The following is a 21176-nucleotide window of genomic DNA, read 5'->3' on the forward strand; positions in this document are numbered from 1 at the left end:
ACTGCCTTACGGAGACATCGTCACATTTGTTCCTGATGCCGTGAAAGGTGCCCTTCGTGTCGCAGGAAGAACGGAAACCCGACGGGCGCCGAGCCGGCGCCGAACGGGCGGGCGGAGCCGCGCGGCCCGTGACGGCGGACCTGCCGGGCCGTCACGACCACGGCCGTGCCCGTACCGACCGGATCGTGTTCGGCGTCACCGCCGTCCTCACCGTCGCCTTCGTCGTCTGGGGCGCCACCGCGACGGACAGCCTGGAGAACGCGTCGAGCGACCTCCTCGACGGGCTCATCCGCAACGGCGGCTGGGCGTTCATGCTGGCCGCGTCCGGCTTCGTCGTCTTCGCGCTCTGGCTGGCCGTCAGCCGCTACGGCCGGATCACGCTCGGCCAGGAGAGCGAGGGCCCGGAGTTCCGGACGGTGTCATGGATCGCCATGATGTTCAGTGCCGGTATGGGGATCGGCCTGATGTTCTACGGGGTGAGCGAGCCGCTCGCCCACTACGGCACCCCGCCGCCCGGTACCCACCCCGCGGACTCGGCCGAGCGCATGCAGACCTCCATGGCCACCACGCTCTTCCACTGGACGCTCCACCCGTGGGCGATCTACGCGGTCGTCGGCCTCGCCATCGCGTACTCCACGTTCCGGCGCCGGCGCCGGCAGACCATCAGCGCCGTGTTCGTCCCGCTGATCGGTGAGAAGGCGGCGTACGGCGGGCCCGGGCGGGTCATCGACATCCTGGCCATCTTCGCCACGCTGTTCGGCTCCGCCGCCTCGCTCGGCCTCGGCGCGCTCCAGATCGGCAGCGGCTTCGAGGAGCTGGGCTGGATGGAGAAGACCGGCACCGGGCTGCTCGTCGCCATCATCGCCGTACTGACCGTGGCCTTCGTCTTCTCCGCCGTGTCCGGTGTGGAGAAGGGCATCCAGTGGCTCTCCAACATCAACATGGTGCTCGCCGGGGTACTCGCCCTCTTCGTGTTCATCGCGGGCCCCACCATCATCGTGCTCGATCTGCTGCCCACTTCGATCGCCGCCTACATCGACGACCTGCCGCAGCTCGCCGGCCGCACGGAGGCGACCAGCGGCGCGAACATCCACGACTGGCTGGGCAGCTGGACGGTCTTCTACTGGGCCTGGTGGATCTCCTGGACGCCCTTCGTCGGCATGTTCATCGCCCGGATCAGCCGGGGCCGCACCATCCGCCAGTTCGTCGGCGGCGTCATCCTGGTGCCCAGCACCGTCAGCCTGGTGTGGTTCGCCATCTTCGGCGGTGCGGCGATGAAGCTCAGCGAACAGGGCGACCTGGCGGGCGAGGCGACTCCGGAGGGGCAACTCTTCGGATTGCTCCAGGAGTTCCCGATCACCGGCACGATGAGCCTGCTCGTCATGGTCCTCGTCGGGATCTTCTTCGTGTCGGGTGCGGACGCGGCGTCGATCGTGATGGGCACGCTCTCCCAGCGCGGCGCCTTCGAACCCACCCGGCTCGTGGTCGTCTTCTGGGGCGTCGTCACCGGAGCCGTCGCCGCCGTCATGCTCCTCGTCGGCGACGGCCAGGGCGATGCCCTGGCGGGCCTGCAGAACCTCACCATCCTGGTGGCGGCGCCGTTCGTGCTGGTGATGATCGGCATGTGCGTGGCGCTCATGCGCGATCTCCGCGAGGACCCGCTGATCGTCCGCGGCGAGGTCGGCCGGGAGGTCGTCGAGGTCGCCGTGATCGCCGGTCACCAGAAGTACGACGGCGACTTCGAGCTCACCATCGGCCCGGGAACGCCCGACGGGGACGGCCCCTGACGGCGTCACTCCCCGACCGTGTAGCGCAGACGCACCCAGAGCGGGAGCGCGAACCAGCAGAGCAGGTACCAGGCGAGGACGCCGCAGACCAGCCAGGGCACGTAGGAGTCCTGCGTGACGACCCGCAGCACGAGGAGGAGGGCGGTGGTGAGGGTCGCCAGGAGGAGCACCAGGCCGGTGAAGGTCAGCCGCGAGGCCCAGACGACCGCCTGGGGCTTGACCTTCCGGCCCGAGACGATCCGGTGGAGGGCGACGGGGCCGATGAGGGCGCCCGTCGCCAGGGACCCGAGGACGACGGTGATGACGTAGATGGTCTTGTCGGTCTGTCCCAGTCCCTGGAAATGCGGGGTGAAGGCCACCGTGAGCAGGAAGCCGAGGATGATCTGGACGCCGGTCTGCGCCACCCGGATCTCCTGTATGAGCTCCTGCCAGCGCCGGTCGGCCCGCTCCTCCTCGGTCTCGTTCCGGCCGCGCGCCCTGCCCGTCTCCGCCCTCGACCCCTCCTCCATGGACTTCTCCTTCCGCGCGTCCGCGGATTCAGGCCCGGCCCGCGGCCTTCTGGCTGCGCCGGGACAGCGAGTCGACGACCACGGCGGCGAGGAGCACCGAACCGGTGATCATGAACTGAACGGCATTGCTGACGCCCATGATGTTCATGCCGGACTGGATCGACCCGATCACCAGCGCTCCGAGCAGCGCCGACCACACGGAACCGCGCCCGCCGAACAGGCTGGTGCCGCCGATGACGGCCGCCGCGATCACGTTCATCAGCAGGTTGCCGCCGCCGGAGGTCTGGCTCGCCGACTGGATCTGTCCGGCGAGGAAGATGCCGCCGACCGCCGCCATCGTCCCGGAGATCGAGAAGACGGACATCCGCACGAACGGGACGCTGATGCCGGCCCTGCGGGCGCCCTCGATGTTGCCGCCCACCGCGAAGATCCGCCGGCCGTACGTGGTGCGGCGCAGCACCAAGTCCAGGAGGACGAGCAGGATCAGGAAGATCAGCAGGGCGAGCGGCAGCCCCTGGTACTGGTTGAGGATGTACGCGGTGACGAACGCGATGGCGGCGAGCACCGCCGTGCGCAGCGCGATCTCGGCGACCGGCCGCGACGGCACGCGGGCCGACCGGCGCCGTCTCGCGTCGAGCAGCGAGGCGGCCAGGAAGAGGCCGACGCCGACGGCCGCCGTCACGTAGGCGGCGGCAGGACTGTGGAAGACCGTCGAGTAGAGCTTGGCGACGATGCTCTCGGCGGGGATGTTGACCGTGCCGCTCGTGCCGAGCACCTGGAGCATCAGACCGTTCCAGGCGAGGTTGCCCGCCAGGGTGACGACGAAGGCCGGCACGCCGACCTTCGCGAAGAAGAACCCTTGGATGAGCCCGACCACCGCACCGCTCGTCACGGCGATCAGCAGCGCCAGCCACTCGTTCATGCCGTTCAGCACGTTGAGCACGGCGAAGATCGCGGCGCACAGACCGCTGACCGAACCGACCGACAGGTCGATCTCGCCGAGCAGCAGGACGAAGACGATGCCGACGGCGATCATGCCCGTGCCGACGATCTGCTGGCTGAGGTCGGACAGGTTCTGGGCCGACAGGAACGTGCTGTCCAGGCTGCCGAACACCGTCCAGATGATGATCACGGCCAGCACCACGGGAAGCGATCCCAGCTCGCCGCTGCGCAGCTTGCGCCGGAACTCCCCGACGTACCCCTTCAGGCCCTCCTCGCGGACGAGGAGGCGGCTGTCGACGGCCGGAAGGGCACCGGGCGCCGGTTCCTGGGTGGCGTCGTCGGGGCCCTGGACACGACGGTCGCGGCTCATCGCTCCTCCTCCCGCTTGCGGGCCTGGCGGCGGGTGACGGCGCTGTCGGTGGCCCCGGTGATGGCGGAGATGATCTCCTCGGTGGTCGTGGAGCGCTTGTCGAAGAAGCCGTTGTTCCGGCCGAGGCGCATGACGGCGATCCGGTCCGCGACCGCCATCACGTCCACCATGTTGTGGCTGATCAGGATCGTCCCGAGGCCCTGGTCGCGGAGCCGCTCCACCAGGTCGAGCACCTCGGCGGTCTGCTCCACGCCCAGGGCCGCGGTCGGCTCGTCGAGGATGACCACCTTCGGCGCGCCGATCAGCGAGCGGGCGATGGCCACCGTCTGCCGCTGGCCGCCGGAGAGGGAGGCCACGGGGATTCGGACGCTCGGGATCCGGATGGACAGCGTGTCGAGCAGCTCACGCGCCCGCTGGTCCATCCGCACCTCGTCGAGCACGCCGAAGCGGCGCAGCTCGCGCCCGAGGAACAGGTTGGCGACCACGTCGAGGTTGTCGCACAGCGCCAGGTCCTGGTAGACGGTCGCGATGCCGAGGTTCTGGGCGTCGTGGGGCCGGCTGATGGAGACCGGCCGGCCCTGCCACTCGATGACGCCCTCGTCGGGCGGGTTCACCCCGGCGATCGCCTTCACGGCGGTGGACTTGCCGGCGCCGTTGTCGCCGACCAGCGCCACCACCTCGCCGGGGTGCACCTCCAGGTCGAAACCCTTCAGCGCCTGGACCGCGCCGAACCGTTTGGAGATACCCCGCAGTGTGAGCACAGGCTCCGGCAAGGGAACCGCCTCCTCAACCAGCCCTGCGTACCTGGGATCTGCCGCTACTGGAGACCGGCCTCCTTGCAGGCCGCGGCGTAGGTCGGGGTGCAGATCTCCTCGACCGTGTACAGGCCGTCCTTGACGACGGTGTCCTTGATGTTGCTCTTGTCGACCACGACCGGGGTCAGCAGGTTCGCCGGGACCTTCTGGCCGCTGCCGCTGGTGACGGTGGTGGGCACCAGGTCGGGCGGGAGCGGCTTGCCCTCGGCCAGGTCGACGGCCATCGTCGCGGCGATGTCGGCCTCCGGCTTGTACGGCTTCTCGACGGTGATGGTCTGGGTGCCGAGCAGGATCCGCTGGATCGCGTCGAGCTGGGCGTCCTGACCGGTCAGCGGGACGTTGATGCCCGCCGACTTCAGAGCGGTCGCGATGCCCGCGGCGAGTCCGTCGTTGGCCGAGTAGACGCCGACGATGTTGTCCTTGCCGAGCGCGCTGATCGCGCCGGACATCTGCTGGTTGGCGTTGTTCGGGTCCCAGTTCGGCGTGTCGTACTCCTTGCCGATCTTCACCTTGCCGTCGAGGACCGAGTGCGCGCCCGCCTTGAACTCCGCGGCGTTCGGGTCGGTCGGCGATCCGTTGTGCATCACGATCTGGCCGCTTCCGGCCTTGTCGCCCAGCGCCTCCAGGAGCGCCTTGCCCTGGAGCTCGCCGACCTTGCGGTTGTCGTACGAGACGTAGGCGTCGACCGGTCCCTGCGCGAGGCGGTCGTAGGCGACGACCTTGACGCCCGCGTCATGGGCCTTCTGCACGGAGGACTGGATCGACTTGGCGTCCACGGCGTCCAGGATGAGGACCTGGTCGCCCTTGGCGAGCGCGGTGTTGACCTGCTGCTGCTGGGTCGTGGCGCTCTCCGCGGCGTTGTAGTAGTCGATCTGGGCCCCGGGTGCCAGTTCCTTGATCTTGGCCTCGATGTAGGGCCGGTCGAACTTCTCGTACCGCGTGGTCTTGCTCTCCGGCAGCAGCAGGCCGATCCGTATGTCCTCCTGCGCCGCCGATCCCGTGCCCGGCTGGGCCGCGCCGCTGGTCGCCACCGCGCCCAGGGAGAATGCGGCGGCTCCGGCCAGTGCTATCGCAGCCCGCAACGTACGGGTCATGGGAGGCTCCTTTCGTCCGCCCCCCTTCCCCTCGCCGAGCCGACACGGCAGCCGGCGGAACTTATGGCCTATATATCGACATTAGCCGCAACCTGGCGACCGGCAAGCGGGTGAGACGCGGCCGGTTACGGCGGCGATCCCACCGGCCGCAGCCCGTCACGACGGCGGCCCACCCTGCCGCCGCCGGTCACGACGGCGGCCCACCCTGCCGCCGCCGGTCACGACGGCGTGGAGCCGTCGACCGCGTCGGTGGCCCGCAGCAGCCTCAGGAACGCCTTGAGGCCGGTGATGATCTCCTCGTTGTCGGTCAGCCGGTTCACCGTCGACTCGAACTCCCGCGCCAGGGCGGCGATCCTGCGGTCGGTGGCGTCGGCGCGCTCGTGCGCAGAGAGGGCGATGGCGTCCGCGGTGCGGCGCAGCTCGGCGAGCGCCCGGTACTGCTCCTCCGCCTTGCCGTCGAGGACCGAGGCGCCGCTCTCCAGGGCGGCCACCCGGTCGCGCAGCGCCACCACGTCGTCACGCGGGTACGTGACCTCCCTGAGCAGGGTGCCGAGCCTGCGCCGCAGCTGCCCGAAGTACGCGCCGGCCGGCCGGAAGAACGTGCTCGCCAGGAAGAACCCGGCGCACCAGTAGCCCGCTTCGCGGCCCGTCGCGGCGGCCACCGCCACCGCCGCGGCCGCGGTCGCCAGATGGCCGGCGACGGCGACCCGCAGCATCACCCGCGCGATGCGCCCCGCCTCGGCGTCCCGCTCCTCGGGGACGGCGATCCCCTTCTCCCGGCTGACCGCGATCTCGGCGAGCACCGCGTGGGCCCGGAAGTAGATGTTCCACGGCGTCGTCAGGAGCAGCAGCAGCCAGAGCGACCCCAGGACCCCCGCGCCGACGGCGAGCACCGTGCCGGGCGGCGCCCCCACCGCGTACGCCAGCACCAGCGCGCCGACCGCCAGCCCCGCCGCCACCAGACCACCCACGACCTTGCGCATGCCTCCCCCTCCGCCCCCCTGCACCGTCCTCGCGTCATGGTCCCGCCGTCGCCCCGCGCCGACATGAGTACCGCTACTCAGATCGACGCTGGCCCGACATCGCCCCGAGTGGGACAATCCGTACGAAGCGACAATGAGTCCGCGCCGGCGAGCGGATGCCGACGAGGCCTCCCGTCGGACGAAGAAGGCATCATGGCCGCCATCACGGAATCCATCGACATCTCCCGCACGCCCGCCGACGTCTTCGGCTACGTGACCGACCCCACGCACCTGCCCGACTGGCAGGAGAGCGCGGTCTCCGTCCGCAGGCTCGGGGAAGCCCCCTTCGGCGTCGGGTCGAAGGTCGCCGTCACCCGGCGCCTCGGTCGACGCGAGATCACCCAGACCATGCAGGTCGTCGAACTCGACCCGCCGAGGCACTGGCACGTGCACGGCATCGACGGCCCCGTACGCGGCGACGTCCAGGGCAGCATCGAACCCCTCGACGGCGGCGAGCGGTCACGCGTGACCCTCTCGCTCGACTTCGAGGGCCACGGGATCGGAAAGGCCCTCGTCCCGCTCGTCGTCCGCCCCCACGTCCGCAAGGAGATGCCGAAGGACGAACGCACCCTCAAGGGCATCCTGGAGAGTTCCGCCGCCTCCTAGACGGCGTGCGCACGGGGGACGAACGCCGGTCGCAGGGAAGGGTCCACCGGGTCGTAGTAGCGGTGGAAGACCGGCGTCGCGGAGCCTGAGAGCGGTGGGACGATCCAGCTCCAGTCGGCCGGAGTCGCCCGGCCGAGGCGGCTCTCGCGTTCGATGTGCCGGAGGAAGCGCCCGGACTCGGTGTGGTGGTCGGCCATCGTCACCCCGGCCTCCTGGAAGGAGTGCAGCACCGCCACGTTGAGCTCGACCAGCGCCCGGTCCCGCCACAGGGTGCGCTCGCTCGACCGGTCCAGGCCCAGCCGGTCGGCGACCACCGGGAGCAGGTTGTAGCGCTCGGCGTCGGCGAGGTTGCGGGCGCCTATCTCCGTGCCCATGTACCAGCCGTTGAACGGCGCCGCCGGATAGCGCACGCCACCGATCTCCAGGACCATGTCGCTGATCGCCGGCACCGCGTACCAGCGCAGCCCCAGCTCCGCGAACCACGCGTGGTCGGGGTGGCGCAGTGCGACCTCCAGCACGGCGTCGTCCGGGAGTTCGTACCATTCGGGCCGCACGCCGGGGCGCTCCTCGACCATCAGCGGCAGCACCTGGAACCGGTCGTCGTTCCGCTTCCAGCCCAGGTCGGCGGCCCGCTCGGAGAGCGGCGCGCTGCGCGGATCGCCCGTCCAGCGGCCGTCGGGCGCGCGGTGGCCGGCGTACCGGACCAGCTGGTCGTTGACGATCCGAGGCCCCGGACGGCCCGGCCGGTCCGGGGCGAAGACGGAGATCACCGGACGTATCCGGCCGCCGTTCCCGGCCTGCCGCAGATGCGCGAAGCAGTGGGCGGCGATGTCGTCGGCCGCCGTCACGTGCCGCAGGTCCCGCACCACGAGGCTCCGCCAGTAGAGCCTGCCGATGCAGCGCGCCGCGTTCCGCCACGCGACCCGGGCCCCGAACGCCAGCTCCTCGGCGGTGTGCTCGTAGCCGCCGGTCCGGTCGATCTCGGACCAAACCTCCCGGACCCTGCGCTCCGCGTCGCCGGCGCCCGGCTGCTCCCGGTGGAACTGGCGGACGAAGGCCTCGGCCTCCAGACGGTCGACCGGCGGAACCCCGGGCGGCCCCGGCGGCGCGCCGGCCCCCGCGGGCGCGCCGCCGGGGCCCGACGCGTACGGACATGCGGTGCTCGTGGGGGCGGACTTCCGGCGGCGGCTCAAGCTGAAGATCAAGGTGTTCCCTCCCGGGCTCATGACTACCGCATGAACACGCGTGGGAGCGGAGAGTAGGGCGTTCTCCGCCCGGGAGGGGACCCCCGCTGCTAGGCTGCCGGGCGCCTGTGGCCGTCAGGCCAGGACGACCGGCAGGTCGAACAGGTCGTTCTGCGTCACCACCGGCTTGTTCCGCAACTCCTCGCGCGGCACGGCGAGACGCAGCCCGGGGAAGCGCGCGTACAGCGCGGGCAGCGCCACCGACGCCTCCAGACGGGACAGGGCCGCGCCCGGGCAGACGTGCGGGCCGTGACCGAACGAGATGTGACGGTTCGGCGTGCGCGTCACGTCGAACGAGCCCGCCGTCGGGCCGTGCTGCTCCTCGTCCCGTCCGATGGCGCCGAACGAGACGATCAGGGCCTCGCCCTCGGGCAGGACCCGGTCGCCCACCTCGATGTCCTCGGTGGCGAAGCGGATCAGGACGTGCGAGGTCGGTGTCGACCAGCGCAGGGTCTCCTCGATCACGTTCGCCCACGGCACCTCCCCGGAGAGGACCAGCGCACGCTGCTCGGGGTGGGTCTCCAGGGCCACGACGGCGTTCACGATGAGGCTGATCGTCGTCTCGTGCCCGGCCGCCACCATCAGCTGGAGGGTGTTGGTGATCTCCTCCGTGGTGAGCCGGTCGCCGCCCTCCGAGGCCTCGATCAGCGCGCTCGTCAGGTCGTCACCGGGCTTCTCGGCCTTGCCCGCCACGATCCCCGCGAACAGCGTGCCCAGGTCCGCCATCATCTGCGGCACCTCCTCGGGCGGCGTCTGCGTCGAGAAGAACTTCTCGAACAGGGCCTTCATCCGCGGGTGGTCGGCCGGGTCGACGCCCATCAGGTCGCTGACCACGTTCATCGGCAGCGGGTAGGCGAACTCCGCCTTCAGGTCGACGGTCTCACCCGCCGGACGCTCCGCCAGCCGGTCCAGCATGCCCTCGGTCAGGGCCTCGATGCCCTCGCGCAGCCGCTCCACCCGGCGAGTGGTCAGCGCCTGCGCGACCAGCGTGCGCAGCCGCCGGTGCTCGTCGCCGTCGACGGTCAGCATCGACTTGCCGGGGTTCGCGAGGCCGATCAGCGGCCAGTCCATGGGTATCTCGCCGCGCTGCCAGGCACCCCACACGTCGATGTCCTTGACCAGGCGGGCGTCGGTGAGCAGCCGCCGCGCCTCGGCGTGGTGGGTGACGGCCCAGCAGGCCACCCCGCCGGGCAGCACGACACGGGCCAGCGGGCCCGCGGCGCGCAGCCGGGCGCTCTCGCCGTCGAGGTCGGCGACGAACGGGTCCAGGGTGATGGCGTCGGTGCCGGACGCGGCGGCGTGGGCGTGCGGGCAGGTCATCCGAGTGCTCCAAGTGCGGGGGTCGGTGTGTACGTCACGGGAAGCGCGGTGAGGCCGCGCAGCCACGGGGAGGGACGGCGGGCGAGGGCGCCCTCGGCGACCGCGAGGTCCACGTCCGGCAGCCGGTCGAGCAGCACCTCGATCCCCGTCCGGGCGATGGTCTCGGCGACCTCCTGGGCCGGGAAGGGGCAGCGGTGTTCGCCGTGGCCGAAGGAGAGGTAGGCGTTGTTGCCGCCGGTGAGCCTGCCCGAGTCGGCCCGCACGTGCGGGTCCGCGTTGGCGGCTCCCAGGCCCAGGAGCAGCAGGTCGCCGCGGCCGATCCGGCGACCGCCGAGGTGCGTGTCGCGCGAGGCCCACCGTCCGGCGACATTCTGGGTGGGCGTGTCCTCCCACAGCACCTCGTTCATCGCCTCGCCGACGCTGTGCCGGCCGCCGGACAGCGAGGCCGCGAACCGGTCGTCGGTGAGCATCAGCCGCAGCGAGTTGCCGATCCAGTCGGCGGTCGGCTGGTGGCCGGCGGCCATCATCACCATGAGGTCCTGGGCGACCTCCTCGACCGTGAAGCCGGCGGTGTTGCCGAGCATCCGGGAGGCGACGTCGTCGCCCGGCGCCTCCGCCTTCGCGGCGAGGAGGGCGAACATGGACTCCGCCAGGTGGCGCTGGCCCTCCAGCGCTCCTTCCTGACCGTTGATCATGTCGTTCATGGCGGTGACGAGCCCCGGGCCCTGCTCGTCGGCGAAGCCGTAGACGCTGGCGAGGACCCGTACCGGCAGCAGCATCGCGTACTCGGCGATGATGTCGCAGGCGCCCTTCCCGCAGAGCCCGTCGATGAGCTCGTCGGCGAACCGCTCGGCCCGTTCCTTCAGGGCGAACGGGTCGATCGCCTCCAGGGCACCGGATATGACGGCCGCGCGCTCGCGGTGGCGCTCGCCGACGGTGTACAGGATCGACGGCTGCTTGCGGCCGATCATGGGCAGCAGGGGCCAGTCCGCCGGGATGGCGTCCCACTGGTTCCACAGCTCGGAGTCCCGGGAGAAGAGCACCGGGTCGCTGGTGACCTGGTGGAGCTCGCGGTAGCCGAGCACCAGCCAGGCGGGTACGTCGCCGTCGAGGACGACGGGGGCGACCGCCCCGTGCTCGCGCCGCATCTGCCGGTACAGCTCGTTGGGGTCGGTCTGGAACCGCGGCCCGTTCAGGGGGACGGGCGGATGTTCGGGGAGGGTCACGGGGCGGGCTCCGGGATCGGCTGCGGGACCGGCCGCACGGCCGGGGCGACGACGGTCCGCAGGTGCTCGACGAGGGTGATGAGGACCTGCTTGCTCGACTCGCGCGACCTGGCGTCGCACATGACCAGCGGGACCTCGTCGGCGAGGTCGAGCGCCCCGCGGATCCGGGCGGGGGTGTGGGCGGGGCCGCCGAAGTCGTTGCAGGCGACGACGAACGGCGTCCCGTGGTGTTCCAGACGGTCGATGGCGTACCAGGAGTCGGCGAGCCGCCGGGTGTCGACGAGCACGACCGCGCCGAGGGTCCCGGAGAACAGCCGGTCCCAGAGGAACCAGAACCGCTCCTGGCCGGGCGCCCCGAACAGGTACAGGACGTTGTGGGCGTCGAACGAGATGCGGCCGAAGTCGAAGGCCACCGTGGTGGCCGACTTGGCGGCCACGCCGGCGGTGTCGTCGACGCCCTCGCCGGCTTGGGTCATCGTCTCCTCGGTGTTCAGCGGACGGATCTCGCTGACCGAGCGGACCAGGGTGGTCTTGCCGACTCCGAACCCACCGACGACGACGATCTTCAGTCCGTTGTCGGCGGTGCTGTGCAGGGTCCGGCGCTGTTCAGAGGTTACGGAGTCCAACGAGCACCTGCTCCAGGATGTCGTGATCGGGAAGGCGGTACGACGCGCGGGGGTGACGGGCGCTGATCCGGCCGGTGTCGTGCAGGTCGGCCAGGAGGATCCGCGTGATCGACACCGGCAGGCCGAGCCCGGCCGCGACCTCCACCACCGCCGTGGGCAGGCGGCACATGCGCAGGATCGCCGCGTGCTCGGACTGCATGCCGGGCACCGGGTCGCTCTCGGAGACCACCAGGGTCACCAGGTCGAAGGCGTCGGAACCGGCGCGGCTGCGGCCGCCGGTCAGGGTGTAGAGGCGGTCGGGGGAGTCGTCCCGGCCCGGCCTGCCGCGGCTCATCCCCGGGGCCTCGCGACCAGGTGCTCGCCCAACTGCTCCACCAGCTCGGACATGTTGTGGCCGACGAGACCCGCGTCGGCGTCCTCGTCGGCGACGACCGCGAGATGGGCCCCCTCGCCGGCCTCGACGATGAACAGGATGCCGCCGTAGAACTCGGCGATCGCGGAGCGGACCCCGCCCGTGCCGTCGCCGAACTCCACGGAGGCACCGTGCGACAGGCTCTGGATGCCGGCGGCGATCGCGGCGAGCTGGTCGGCCTGGTCGACGGAGAGCTCGGGGGTGCGGCAGAGCTTGAGCCCGTCGCGGGAGAGCACCAGGGCGTGCCGGGTGCCCGGGGTGCGTTCCAGCAGGCCCTCCAGGAGCCAGCTGAGCTTCTCGTCGGTGGTGGAGCCGGTCATTGCGGGGTGCCTTCCGGGTACGGGGGGTTCGAGGACGGCGACGGCGCCCGAGGGGCGGACGCCCGGCCGGCCGGTTCGGACGGGACGGAGGATGCGCGGTCTTCGCGTACGGAGACGGCGGGGGCAGCCGGGTCGGCCGTGGCGGACGGGGAGGGTGCCCCGTCGGGGTCGGACGGGGTGCCGGACCGGCCTTCGAGGACGGCGGCGGCCGTGGCGGACGGGGTGTCCGTCGTGGTGTCGGGCTCCGGGTGGGAGGCGTCGTGCGGCTCGTCGTCCGGGCGGACGGCGGTGCCGCGGACCGCCCGGCGGAACGTGCCGAACCGGTTCGCCGCGCCGGCCGCGGCGCCGGTGCGCGGGCCGGCGGCGGGTGCGCCCGCGGCGGCCTCGGGGCCGTCGGGGTGGGCGGCGGCCATCGCCCGGCCGCGTCGGCGCTGGGGCAGGCCGCTCTCACCGAACGGCGGGTGCCCGCCGGTGCTCTCGGCGGCGGTGTCGTGCACGGCCTCGGGCTCGGGGACAGGCGTGGGCGCCGGGACGGCGGCCGTCGGCGCGGGCGTGGACAGGCCGCGGCCCGACACGGGCGGCAGCGGGTCGGCCGGGGCGACCGCCGGTTCCACGGGCGAGTGGCTGATTAGTTCCTGAGGCAGCATCAGGAGCGCGCCGGTGCCGCCGCGGGCCGACGGGCGGAAGGACACGGTGAGGCCGTGCTTGCGCGCGAGGCGGCCGACGACCGCGAGGCCGAGCCGGGTTCCGGACAGGCCGGCCAGGTCCTGCGGGGCGGAGCCGACGGCGGCCTCCGCGCGGCGCTGCTGGACGTCGCTCATCACCAGGCCGCTGTCCTCGACGGCGATGATGACGCCGGCCGGGACCTCCTCCACGTAGACGTGGACCTCGGCGGTGGGCGGCGAGAAGTTCGCCGCGTTGTCCATGAGTTCGGCCAGGGCGTGCATGACGCCCTCGGCGGCGTGGCCGGCGACGGCCGCGTCGCTGCTGGAGTGCAGCCGCACCCGCTGGTAGCCGCTGATCCGGCCCATCGCGCCGCGCAGGATCGATTCCATGACGATCGGGCGGGCCCAGCGGCGGCCGGACCGGGCTCCGCTGAGCACGGCGACGGAGTCGGCGAGGCGGCCGGCCTGCGCGGTGCGGTGGTCGAGGTGGAGGAGGTCGGTCAGGACGTCCTCGTCCGCGTGCCGGTTCTCCATCTCGCGCAGGTCGGCGAGCATGCTCGTGGCGAGGGCCTGCATGCGGCCGGCGGCGTTGGCCGCCGCGGCCATGGCGGCGGACCGGCCGGACTCGGCACGGCGCAGCCGGGCTTCGAGGAGTTCGGTGGCGGCGGCCGTCTGCCGGGCGAGTTCGGCGACCTCGGCGGCGTGGGACCGTACGAGGTCCTCGGCCCGCGCCGTGTGGGCCGCTTCGGCGGCGGCGGTCTCCGCCGCGTGCCGCTCCTCGAGGGCGGCCGTCTCGCGCTCGGCGGCGGAGGCGAACCGGGCGGCGTAGGCGTCCTTGGAGGCGATCTCGGCGGCGAGGGTATCGGCGCGCCGGCTCAGGGCTCGTGAGGTCCGCGCGTACCAGGTCACGGCGAAGGCCGCGGCCGAGAGCAGCAGGACTCCGCAGGTGCCGAGCCAGCCCAGCGGGGTGCGGACCCCGCCCGGTGCCGCGGCGACGGCCGCGGCGGCGAGCGCGCCACCCGCCGCGGCGGTCAGCAGCGAGGCGATCAGGGCAGGGCGGAAGGGGGTGGGTGACGCCGGCATCGACCAGACTCTCGGGGGCGGGCACGCGGGGGAAGGGGGGCGCAACGACGGCACTATAGATGCGCTGTTGATCAGTTCGGAACACTCGTGATCGGATCGGCATTCACTTGCGCGCATACTTTTCCGCCACTGCGCCCAAGAAGGTCCGTACTTGCCTGCCCCTCAGGAAGTACCGTTCGGTAACCGATTCCTGAATGCCCGTTGCCCGCACGACCCGGCTCGCCGGGCCCACGCGCCCGACGGGCCGTCGCCCGGACCGCCGTCCGGTCGTCCGTTCGCGGGATGCGCCGCGGTGAGGGAGGCTCGGGGGAGCGGCGGGAGCACCTCGGCCACGCCCTCGTCCGCCGTGCCCGGGCGGCGCGGCGCGGCGCGGGCCCGGGTACCGCCGGCCGGACATCCCTGTGGGAGGGGCGAGTGGACGCGGAACAGCCGCTGGTCACGGTGGACGAGAAGACCTGGGGCGAAGCGGTCCTGGGAGCCGTCTTCACCCAGGCCCAGGTGGGCCTGCACGTGCTGGACCGGGACCTGCGCGTGATCAAGGTGAACAAGGTCGCGGCGGGTGTCCGCGGCATCCCCGCCGAACGGATCGTCGGCCGTCCGGCAGCGGAGGCGTACGCCACCTTCGGGGTGTCGTACGACGAGGGCGTCCTGCTCGACGTCCTCGCCACCGGCCGCCCCGCCACCGGCCGTCTGGTCACCGGCCTGCCCCGACCCGGCACGCACCGTCTGCCCGTCTTCTCCGTCTCCGTCCACCGGCTGGAGGACACGGACGGAAAAGTGCTCGGCCTGGTCGTCACGAGCACCGACGTCACCGACCGCGAGCGCGCCCGCGCCCGGCTCGACCTCCTGCACGACGCGCACGAGCGGATCGGCACCGGCCTGGACGTGGAGCGCACCGCCCGCGAACTCGTGGACGTGACGCTGCCCGGGTTCGCGGACTCGGTGGTCGTCGCCCTGACCGACGCCGTGCTGAGGGGCAAGGACCCCGCCCTCGAGTCCGCCGACACGGCCCCGCTGCTGCGTTGCGCCGCCGCCGGCCGGACGGTGGCGGGCCCGCCCGTGCCGGACGTCGGCCCGGTCCTGCTGCCGGGCGTCTTCGGCGACGCGCTGCCCACGGAGGCGGCCCTGCTGCCCGCCGGGCCGACGGCGGGCGGCCACCCGGCGGGGCCCGTTCTCGTGGCCCCGCTGAGCGTGCACGGGCAGGTGCTGGGGGCCGTCGCCTTCCACCGCGGCCAGGGTGCCGAACCGTACGGGCGCGACGACCTCGCGCTCGCCGCCGCCCTCACCACCCGCACGGCGATCTGCCTGGAGAACGCGCTGCGCTTCACGCGCGAGCACATCGTGATGTACGCGCTGCAGAGCTGGCCGCTGCGCCAGCACGAGGCCACCCAGCGGGCCGTCGACGTCGCCCAGCGCCACCGCCCGGGCGGCACCGGCGCCGGTTCCTGGTACGACGTCATCCCGCTGCCCGGAGCACGGGTGGCCCTGGTCGCCGGACAGGTCGAGAACCCGGGGCTGAGCGCCGTCGCCACCATGAGCCGGCTGCGGACCGCCGTCCACAGCCTCAGCACGCTCGACCTCGACCCGCACGAACTCCTGGCCCGGCTGCACACCACCACGCGCCGCCTCTCCGGCGAGCAGTCGGACGCATCCGCGTTCGGATCCGCGGCCGACGAGCCGACCGCGAGCTGCACGATCGCCGTGTACGACCCCGCCGTCGGCCGCCTCGACGTCGCCCGCGCGGGCACCTCCCTCTTCGCCGTCGTGCGGCCCGACGGCTCGGTCGACGACCGACCCGTCGAGGACGGGCCCCTGCTCGGCGCCGAGGGACCGCCGTTCGCCTGCGCGACCCACGAGCTCCCCGAGGGCAGCACCATCTGCCTGGCCTCCGCACCCGCACCCGGCGACGAGGGCGCCCGGCCGGACGGGGTGATGGCCGCGCTCTCCCGACCCGACCGCGACCCGGAGGCGATGGCCGACGACCTCGAACGGCTCCTCGCCCCGGACCGCGTCCTCCTGCTCGCCCGCACCCGCCGACTCTCCGCGGACGAACTCGCCGCGTGGGAGATCCCCTTCGACTTCGCGGAGGTCGGCACCGCCCGCACCCTCGTCGAGGACCGCATCGCCCAGTGGGGCCTCGCCCTCGACCCCTTCGCCGTGACGCTCGTCGCCAGCGAACTCGTCACCAACGCCATCCGCTACGGCGCCGCGCCGATCACCCTCCGGCTGATGAAGGAGGGCCCCGGACTCGTCTGCGAGGTGAGCGACGCCGGGCAGGCCGCCCCGCACCTGCGCCACGCCAAAGCGGTCGACGAGGGCGGCCGCGGGCTCCTCATCTGCGCCTCCATCGCCGACGACTGGGGCGTGCGCTACACGGACGCCGGCAAGACCGTCTGGGCGGAGATCGGCACGAAGGCCCCGTCGCCCCGCTGACGACGCCCTACGAGGAGGCGGCCGCGTTCCGCCAGACCGTCACGTCGATCGTCATGTACGTACTGGGCGAGTCCTCGGGAGAGAGCCCCTTGACGGTGACGAGCCCCAGATGGCCCGAACCCGTCGTGACACAGACCTGACGGCCAGTGGACAGCTTGTTCACGTAGATGTTCTCGGTGAACCGCGTCTCCGCCCGGCACGTGGCGAGGGAACCCTCCTGCCCGGGGTCGAGCAGCACCAGACTCCCGCCGCTGCTCTCCGCGTCCAGGTACCCGCCGGTGTCGTACGAGAGCTCGTACCCGCCGTCCTCCCCGGCCTGGGGGCGCACCGTGTCGTCCCCGAGGGTCAGGTGGTAGCCGGCGGTGAGGTTGATCGCCTTGAAGTCGTACGCCTTCGGTTCGGGCGTCGACGACGGCTTCGCACCCGTGGTCGCGCCCGCCGACCCGCCCCCGCCGGCGCCGCCCTGACCGCTCGGCTTGCCGCCGTCCGCCGTCGTCCGCCCCTTGTCGTCGTCCTTCAGCACCACGTACGCCGTGACGCTGCCCGCGACGGCGAAGGCCACCGCGGCCGCGACGGCCACGAGCAGGCCCCGCTTGGCGGGACCCGGCCGGACGCCGGGCGCGCCGGGCTGCGGATACGGGGCCCGCGGATACGCCCCCGGGTGGGCGGGGCCCTGCGTGGGCGCGTACGCGGCGGAGGGCGGCGCCGTGTGGTGCGCGGGCGTCGGGTACGCGCCCGGCGGCTGCTGCCCTGCCGGGGGTCCGAACGCGGCGGGTGGGGCGACCGGCGGCGCGGGCGTCGCCGGAGCCGTGGGGGAGTAGGCCGCGGCGGGCCCGGCGGGGGCCGTCGGCGGGTACGCCACGGAGGGGCCGGCCGGCGCGGTCGGCGCGTAGCCGGCCACGGGGGCGACGGTCGGCGGGGGCGGGGCCTGGAGCGGGGCCGGAGCCGCCGTCCGGGCCGTGATGTCGGCGGACACCGCACCGGGCAGCCAGTCCTCGGGCCGGCGCAGCACCGTCGACGCGTTCGCGGCCTGGCAGAGCCGGATGACCTCGGGGATCGACGGCCGGGACTCCGGATCCTTCCCCAGGCAGCGCTCGATCAGCTCGCGCAGCCGCTCAGGCACGGCGCTCAGGTCCGGCTGCTCGTGCACGATCCGGTACAGCACCCCGTGCGAGGTGCCCTCGCCGAACGCGGGCACCCCGGTCGCCGCGTACGCCGCGACCTGGCCGAGCGCGAAGATGTCCGTGGCGGGCGTGACCTTGCTGCCGGCGGCCTGTTCGGGGGCCATGAACGACGGGGTGCCGATGGTGACTCCGCTGCCGGTGAGCGAGGTCGCGTCGGCCGCGTGCGCGATGCCGAAGTCGATGACGCGGGGCCCGTCGGCGGCGAGCAGCACGTTGGACGGCTTGAGGTCACGGTGCACGATCCCGGCGCCGTGGATCACGTGCAGGGCCTCGGCCATCCCCGCGACGAGCAGCAGCACGGTCTCGACGGGCAGCGCCCCGTGCGCGACGACCGCGTCGGCGAGCGAGGGGCCGGGGACGTACGCGGTGGCCAGCCAGGGCTGCGCGCCGTCCGGGTCGGCGTCGATCACGGGCGCCGTGAACAGGCCCTGCACGCGCTGGGCGGAGCGCACCTCCTGCGCGAACCGGCGGCGGAACTCAGCGTCCTCGCCGAACTCGGGGCGGATCAGCTTGACGGCGACGGGGCGGCCGCCGGGCGTGTACGACAGGTACACCTTCCCCATGCCGCCGGCCCCGAGCCTGGCGGCGAGCCGGTAGCCCGCGACCGTGGTGGGATCGTCCGCCGCGAGCGGGTGGAACACCACTGCGCCGCCGCCTGTACCCGACTGCCGACCGCTCATGAACCCAAGTCTCCCCACGTGCAGCACTGTTGCCCGGAGGGCACCCTATCGGTGCCGGGCCGTCCGGCCGTGACGATGCGGAACCGGTGACTTCGGCCATGGATCGCGGTGATCCGGCGCGGTGGAGCGGGGGCCTCAACTATGTTACCGGCGTGGAACAGTTGATCACCGAAGATCCGACGCGCATCGGCCCGTACCGCCTCATCGCCCGGCTGGGCGAAGGAGGGATGGGACTGGTCTACCTCGGGCGGTCGGAAGCCGGTCGGACGGTCGCGGTGAAGGTGGTGCAGGCCGAACACGCCCAGCACCCCGAATTCCGCCAGAGGTTCGCACGCGAGGTCGCCGCCGCCCGGCGGGTGGGCGGCGACTGGACGGCGGCCGTCCTCGACGCCGACACCGAGGCGCCGGTGCCCTGGGTGGCGACCCAGTACATCCCGGGGCCCGACCTGACGACCGTGGTGGCCAAGGACTTCGGCCCGTTGCCCGAGCACTCGGTGCGCACCCTCGCCCACCGTCTCGCCGTGGCCCTTCAGTCCGTCCACGGCGCGGGCCTCATCCACCGGGACCTGAAGCCGTCCAACGTGCTGGTGACGGTGGACGGGCCGCGCGTCATCGACTTCGGGATCGCCCGCGCGATGGACGGACTGGCCGGCGACAGCCTGCGCACCCGTACCGGGATGCTGATCGGCTCGCCCGGGTTCATGTCGCCCGAGCAGGTGCGCGGGCTCGAACTCACCCCGGCGAGCGACGTGTTCTGCCTGGGCGCCGTCCTCGTGTACGCGGCCACCGGGCGGCTCCTCTTCGGCGCCACCGACACCGGCCTCCACGCGCACCTCTTCCGGATCGCGGAGGAGGAGCCCGACCTGACCGGCGTACCGGACTCGCTCGTCGACCTGGTGCGCGAGTGCCTGCACAAGGACCCGACAATGCGGCCCACCCCCGCCGACGTGGCCGCCCGCACGGTGACCGACGGGGCCGAGGAATGGCTGCCCGGTTCCGTACTCGCCCAACTCGGCCGGCATGCAGCCGGGTTGCTCGACTTCGCGCCCGAGACGCGGGTCGTGAACCCGCCGGACCCGCGGATCCCCGCCCAGCCGCAGTCGCCCCCGCAACCGCCCGCGTACACCCCGACGACCCCGGTCGACCACCGGCCGCCGCCGGGATTCGGACCGGCCGGCGGCCCGGTGCCGGGCGCCTGGGGCCCTCCCGCGCTCCCGCCCGACGTCCCCGGCACCTCACCCAGGCGGTGGTGGGGACTGGTGGCCGCCGTGCTGACGCAGCTCGTGGTGGCGATCGGCGTCTCTGCCTCGTACATGGGACTGCCGGCCGCGATGTCCGACCTGGGCATCGATGTGGACGCCCTGCGGATGATGCTCGTCGCCCAGGGGCTGGCCTTCGGCGCGCTGCTGCTGCTCGGGGGGCACGTCACCGATCTCCTCGGCCGCAAGAGGACGCTCCTCGTCGGCCTCGCGACATGTGCCGTGGCCTCCGTGGCCGGCGGCTCGGCGCCCGCCACCGCGCTGATCGTCGCGGCGCAGGTCCTGCAGGGCGTGGGCGCCGCGCTGGCCTCCGCCGCCGCCCTCGCCCTGGTGGCCGGCGGCTTCACCGACCCGAAGGAACGCGGCACGGCCTTCGGGCTCTACGCCGCGTTCGCCGGCGGCGGTGTGGCGATCGGCGACTTCACGGGCGGCTGGCTGGTCGACGGCTTCGGCTGGCGGGTGTGCCTCTATGCCACCGTTCCGCTCGCCGCCGTGGCCGCCGCCGTGGCGAGCGGCGTCGTCGACGACCGGCGGGCCCGCGCCTCCGTCCGCTTCGACGGGCTCGGCGTCCTGCTCGGTACCGGAGCTCTCGCTGCCCTCGGCTTCGGCCTCGTGACGGCCGATACGTCGTTCGGCTCGGGCGGTTCGCGGCAGGGCGGCTGGGCGCAGCCGCTGACCCTGGTCCTGCTCGCGGCGGGCGTCGCCCTGCTCGTGGTCTTCGTGTGGCGGCAGACCCGGACGGGCGATCCGCTGGCACCGCCGCACGTGTTCCAGGACCGCGGGCGCCTCGGCGCCCTCCTCGCCCTGCTCCTCGCGAGCACGGGAACGTCCGGCCTGGTCCTGATCCTGTGGCGCTACCTGAGCGGCGCCCACGACGCCCCGCCGGCCCGGATCGGCCTGGTGCTGCTGCCCATGGCGGCCGCCCTCCTGATCGTCTCGACCCAGGCCTCCGCCCGCCTCCAGCACCGGGTCGCGCCCGGCCTTCTGATCGCGCCGGGCCTCGTGCTCGCGGCGGTCGGCACGGCCCTGCTGACCCGTCTGGAGGCGGACAGCTCGTACAGCGGCCTGGTCCTGCCCACCCTCCTCCTCGTCGGGACCGGCCTCGGTCTCGCGCTCTCGCCGCTCATCGCCACCGCGGCCGGCACGGCGTTCGCCCGCAACCCCGGCGGAACCGCCGCGGTCGTCCTCACCGCTCAGAACCTCGGCGGGATGCTCGCGACGCCGCTGGTCGGCGCCGTCCTCGCCGCGGTGATCTCGGGCCGGGCGCGTGACGTGACGGGCATCCCGGAGGGCATGCGGGAGGCCCTCGAGGGCGGCATCCTGCTCGACCGGCGCGACCTCCCCGAAACGGTGGGCGACGTCGTCGCCGAGGGCCAGGCGGCGGTCCTCGCCGGCTACTCCGTCACCCTGTGGTGCGCGGCCGGTCTGATGCTGCTGGCGGGCCTGCTCGGCGGCCTTCTCGTCAGGTCGAGGACTCCCGAGCTCTGAGGGCGATGCGGCGGGTCATCGGGCGGCGGATGCCGGGGGAGTCCCCGGTGTCCGCCGCTTCTGCGTTCAAGTCCCCTGTGTGCAACGGCTG

The 21176-nt window shown here is 73.1% G+C and carries 17 protein-coding genes; 4 read left to right on the forward strand and 13 right to left on the reverse strand.

What is annotated here, in order from left to right; all coding sequences use genetic code 11:
* Nucleotides 1-56 precede the first annotated feature (56 nt).
* Nucleotides 57-1787 (forward strand): BCCT family transporter, encoded by a 1731-nt coding sequence (locus OO54_RS00905; protein ID WP_078904996.1) that lies wholly within the window; start codon nt 57-59, stop codon nt 1785-1787.
* Nucleotides 1788-1792: 5 nt separating this feature from the next.
* Here OO54_RS00905 and OO54_RS00910 read toward each other — a convergent pair whose 3' ends face one another.
* From OO54_RS00910 to OO54_RS00930, 5 genes are all read right to left on the reverse strand, one after another.
* On the reverse strand, nt 1793-2296 hold the full coding sequence (locus tag OO54_RS00910; RefSeq protein WP_033200928.1) for a DUF6328 family protein: 504 nt from the start codon (nt 2294-2296) through the stop codon (nt 1793-1795).
* A gap of 28 nt (nt 2297-2324) precedes the next feature.
* Nucleotides 2325-3608 (reverse strand): sugar ABC transporter permease, encoded by a 1284-nt coding sequence (locus OO54_RS00915; RefSeq protein WP_033200929.1) that lies wholly within the window; start codon nt 3606-3608, stop codon nt 2325-2327.
* Nucleotides 3605-4381 (reverse strand): ATP-binding cassette domain-containing protein, encoded by a 777-nt coding sequence (locus tag OO54_RS00920; protein WP_078904987.1) that lies wholly within the window; start codon nt 4379-4381, stop codon nt 3605-3607. The genes OO54_RS00915 and OO54_RS00920 overlap by 4 nt, the downstream gene beginning before the upstream one ends.
* A gap of 44 nt (nt 4382-4425) precedes the next feature.
* Nucleotides 4426-5517, reverse strand: a complete 1092-nt coding sequence (locus tag OO54_RS00925) for a sugar ABC transporter substrate-binding protein (RefSeq protein ID WP_033200931.1) — start codon at nt 5515-5517, stop codon at nt 4426-4428.
* Nucleotides 5518-5735: 218 nt separating this feature from the next.
* A complete protein-coding gene (locus tag OO54_RS00930) occupies nt 5736-6500 on the reverse strand; it encodes a hypothetical protein (protein WP_033200932.1) in 765 nt (254 codons plus the stop codon).
* 192 nt (nt 6501-6692) lie between these two features.
* Here OO54_RS00930 and OO54_RS00935 point away from each other — a divergent pair, with 192 nt between their 5' ends.
* On the forward strand, nt 6693-7145 hold the full coding sequence (locus tag OO54_RS00935) for an SRPBCC family protein (RefSeq protein WP_033200933.1): 453 nt from the start codon (nt 6693-6695) through the stop codon (nt 7143-7145).
* Here the strand turns inward: OO54_RS00935 and OO54_RS00940 are convergent.
* The 7 genes from OO54_RS00940 to OO54_RS00970 form a co-directional block, all read right to left on the reverse strand.
* Nucleotides 7142-8371: a nitric oxide synthase oxygenase gene (locus tag OO54_RS00940; protein WP_078904988.1), complete on the reverse strand. Its 1230-nt coding sequence runs from the start codon at nt 8369-8371 to the stop codon at nt 7142-7144. The genes OO54_RS00935 and OO54_RS00940 overlap by 4 nt on opposite strands.
* A 93-nt stretch (nt 8372-8464) precedes the next feature.
* A complete protein-coding gene (locus tag OO54_RS00945; RefSeq protein WP_051786622.1) occupies nt 8465-9709 on the reverse strand; it encodes a cytochrome P450 family protein in 1245 nt (414 codons plus the stop codon).
* On the reverse strand, nt 9706-10935 hold the full coding sequence (locus OO54_RS00950; protein ID WP_033200934.1) for a cytochrome P450: 1230 nt from the start codon (nt 10933-10935) through the stop codon (nt 9706-9708). Before OO54_RS00950 ends, OO54_RS00945 begins: the two co-directional genes overlap by 4 nt.
* Entirely contained in the window at nt 10932-11561 is a 630-nt protein-coding gene (locus OO54_RS00955; protein WP_033200935.1) for a GTP-binding protein, read from the reverse strand. The genes OO54_RS00950 and OO54_RS00955 overlap by 4 nt, the downstream gene beginning before the upstream one ends.
* Complete coding sequence (locus OO54_RS00960) at nt 11542-11895, reverse strand: DUF742 domain-containing protein (RefSeq protein ID WP_026057728.1); 354 nt, start codon at nt 11893-11895, stop codon at nt 11542-11544. Before OO54_RS00960 ends, OO54_RS00955 begins: the two co-directional genes overlap by 20 nt.
* Nucleotides 11892-12293, reverse strand: coding sequence for a roadblock/LC7 domain-containing protein (locus tag OO54_RS00965; RefSeq protein WP_017236514.1), 402 nt, complete (start codon nt 12291-12293; stop codon nt 11892-11894). Before OO54_RS00965 ends, OO54_RS00960 begins: the two co-directional genes overlap by 4 nt.
* On the reverse strand, nt 12290-14041 hold the full coding sequence (locus OO54_RS00970; protein ID WP_063738236.1) for an ATP-binding protein: 1752 nt from the start codon (nt 14039-14041) through the stop codon (nt 12290-12292). Before OO54_RS00970 ends, OO54_RS00965 begins: the two co-directional genes overlap by 4 nt.
* A gap of 414 nt (nt 14042-14455) precedes the next feature.
* On the opposite strand from OO54_RS00970, the gene OO54_RS00975 reads away from it, so the two are divergent.
* On the forward strand, nt 14456-16474 hold the full coding sequence (locus OO54_RS00975; RefSeq protein ID WP_051786623.1) for a SpoIIE family protein phosphatase: 2019 nt from the start codon (nt 14456-14458) through the stop codon (nt 16472-16474).
* A gap of 7 nt (nt 16475-16481) precedes the next feature.
* Here OO54_RS00975 and OO54_RS00980 read toward each other — a convergent pair whose 3' ends face one another.
* Nucleotides 16482-18338, reverse strand: coding sequence for a serine/threonine-protein kinase (locus OO54_RS00980; protein WP_033200936.1), 1857 nt, complete (start codon nt 18336-18338; stop codon nt 16482-16484).
* A 152-nt stretch (nt 18339-18490) separates the two neighbouring features.
* Between OO54_RS00980 and OO54_RS48680 the strand changes: the two genes are divergently transcribed.
* The gene (locus OO54_RS48680; protein ID WP_051786624.1) at nt 18491-21085 is read left to right on the forward strand and encodes a bifunctional serine/threonine protein kinase/MFS transporter; all 2595 of its coding nucleotides are present in this window, start codon (nt 18491-18493) and stop codon (nt 21083-21085) included.
* The last annotated feature ends 91 nt before the right edge of the window (nt 21086-21176 follow it).

The organism is Streptomyces wedmorensis (assembly GCF_000716445.1).
GTDB lineage: Bacteria > Actinomycetota > Actinomycetes > Streptomycetales > Streptomycetaceae > Streptomyces > Streptomyces wedmorensis.

Bases quoted from the DNA above. Each gene is read 5' to 3' on its own strand.
- OO54_RS00910 (WP_033200928.1), bottom strand. From the start codon at position 2,296: ATGGAGGAGGGGTCGAGGGCGGAGACGGGCAGGGCGCGCGGCCGGAAC.
- OO54_RS00915 (WP_033200929.1), bottom strand. From the start codon at position 3,608: ATGAGCCGCGACCGTCGTGTCCAGGGCCCCGACGACGCCACCCAGGAA.
- OO54_RS00925 (WP_033200931.1), bottom strand. From the start codon at position 5,517: ATGACCCGTACGTTGCGGGCTGCGATAGCACTGGCCGGAGCCGCCGCA.
- OO54_RS00930 (WP_033200932.1), bottom strand. From the start codon at position 6,500: ATGCGCAAGGTCGTGGGTGGTCTGGTGGCGGCGGGGCTGGCGGTCGGC.
- OO54_RS00935 (WP_033200933.1), top strand. From the start codon at position 6,693: ATGGCCGCCATCACGGAATCCATCGACATCTCCCGCACGCCCGCCGAC.
- OO54_RS00940 (WP_078904988.1), bottom strand. From the start codon at position 8,371: ATGAGCCCGGGAGGGAACACCTTGATCTTCAGCTTGAGCCGCCGCCGG.
- OO54_RS00945 (WP_051786622.1), bottom strand. From the start codon at position 9,709: ATGACCTGCCCGCACGCCCACGCCGCCGCGTCCGGCACCGACGCCATC.
- OO54_RS00960 (WP_026057728.1), bottom strand. From the start codon at position 11,895: ATGAGCCGCGGCAGGCCGGGCCGGGACGACTCCCCCGACCGCCTCTAC.
- OO54_RS00965 (WP_017236514.1), bottom strand. From the start codon at position 12,293: ATGACCGGCTCCACCACCGACGAGAAGCTCAGCTGGCTCCTGGAGGGC.
- OO54_RS00970 (WP_063738236.1), bottom strand. From the start codon at position 14,041: ATGCCGGCGTCACCCACCCCCTTCCGCCCTGCCCTGATCGCCTCGCTG.
- OO54_RS00980 (WP_033200936.1), bottom strand. From the start codon at position 18,338: ATGAGCGGTCGGCAGTCGGGTACAGGCGGCGGCGCAGTGGTGTTCCAC.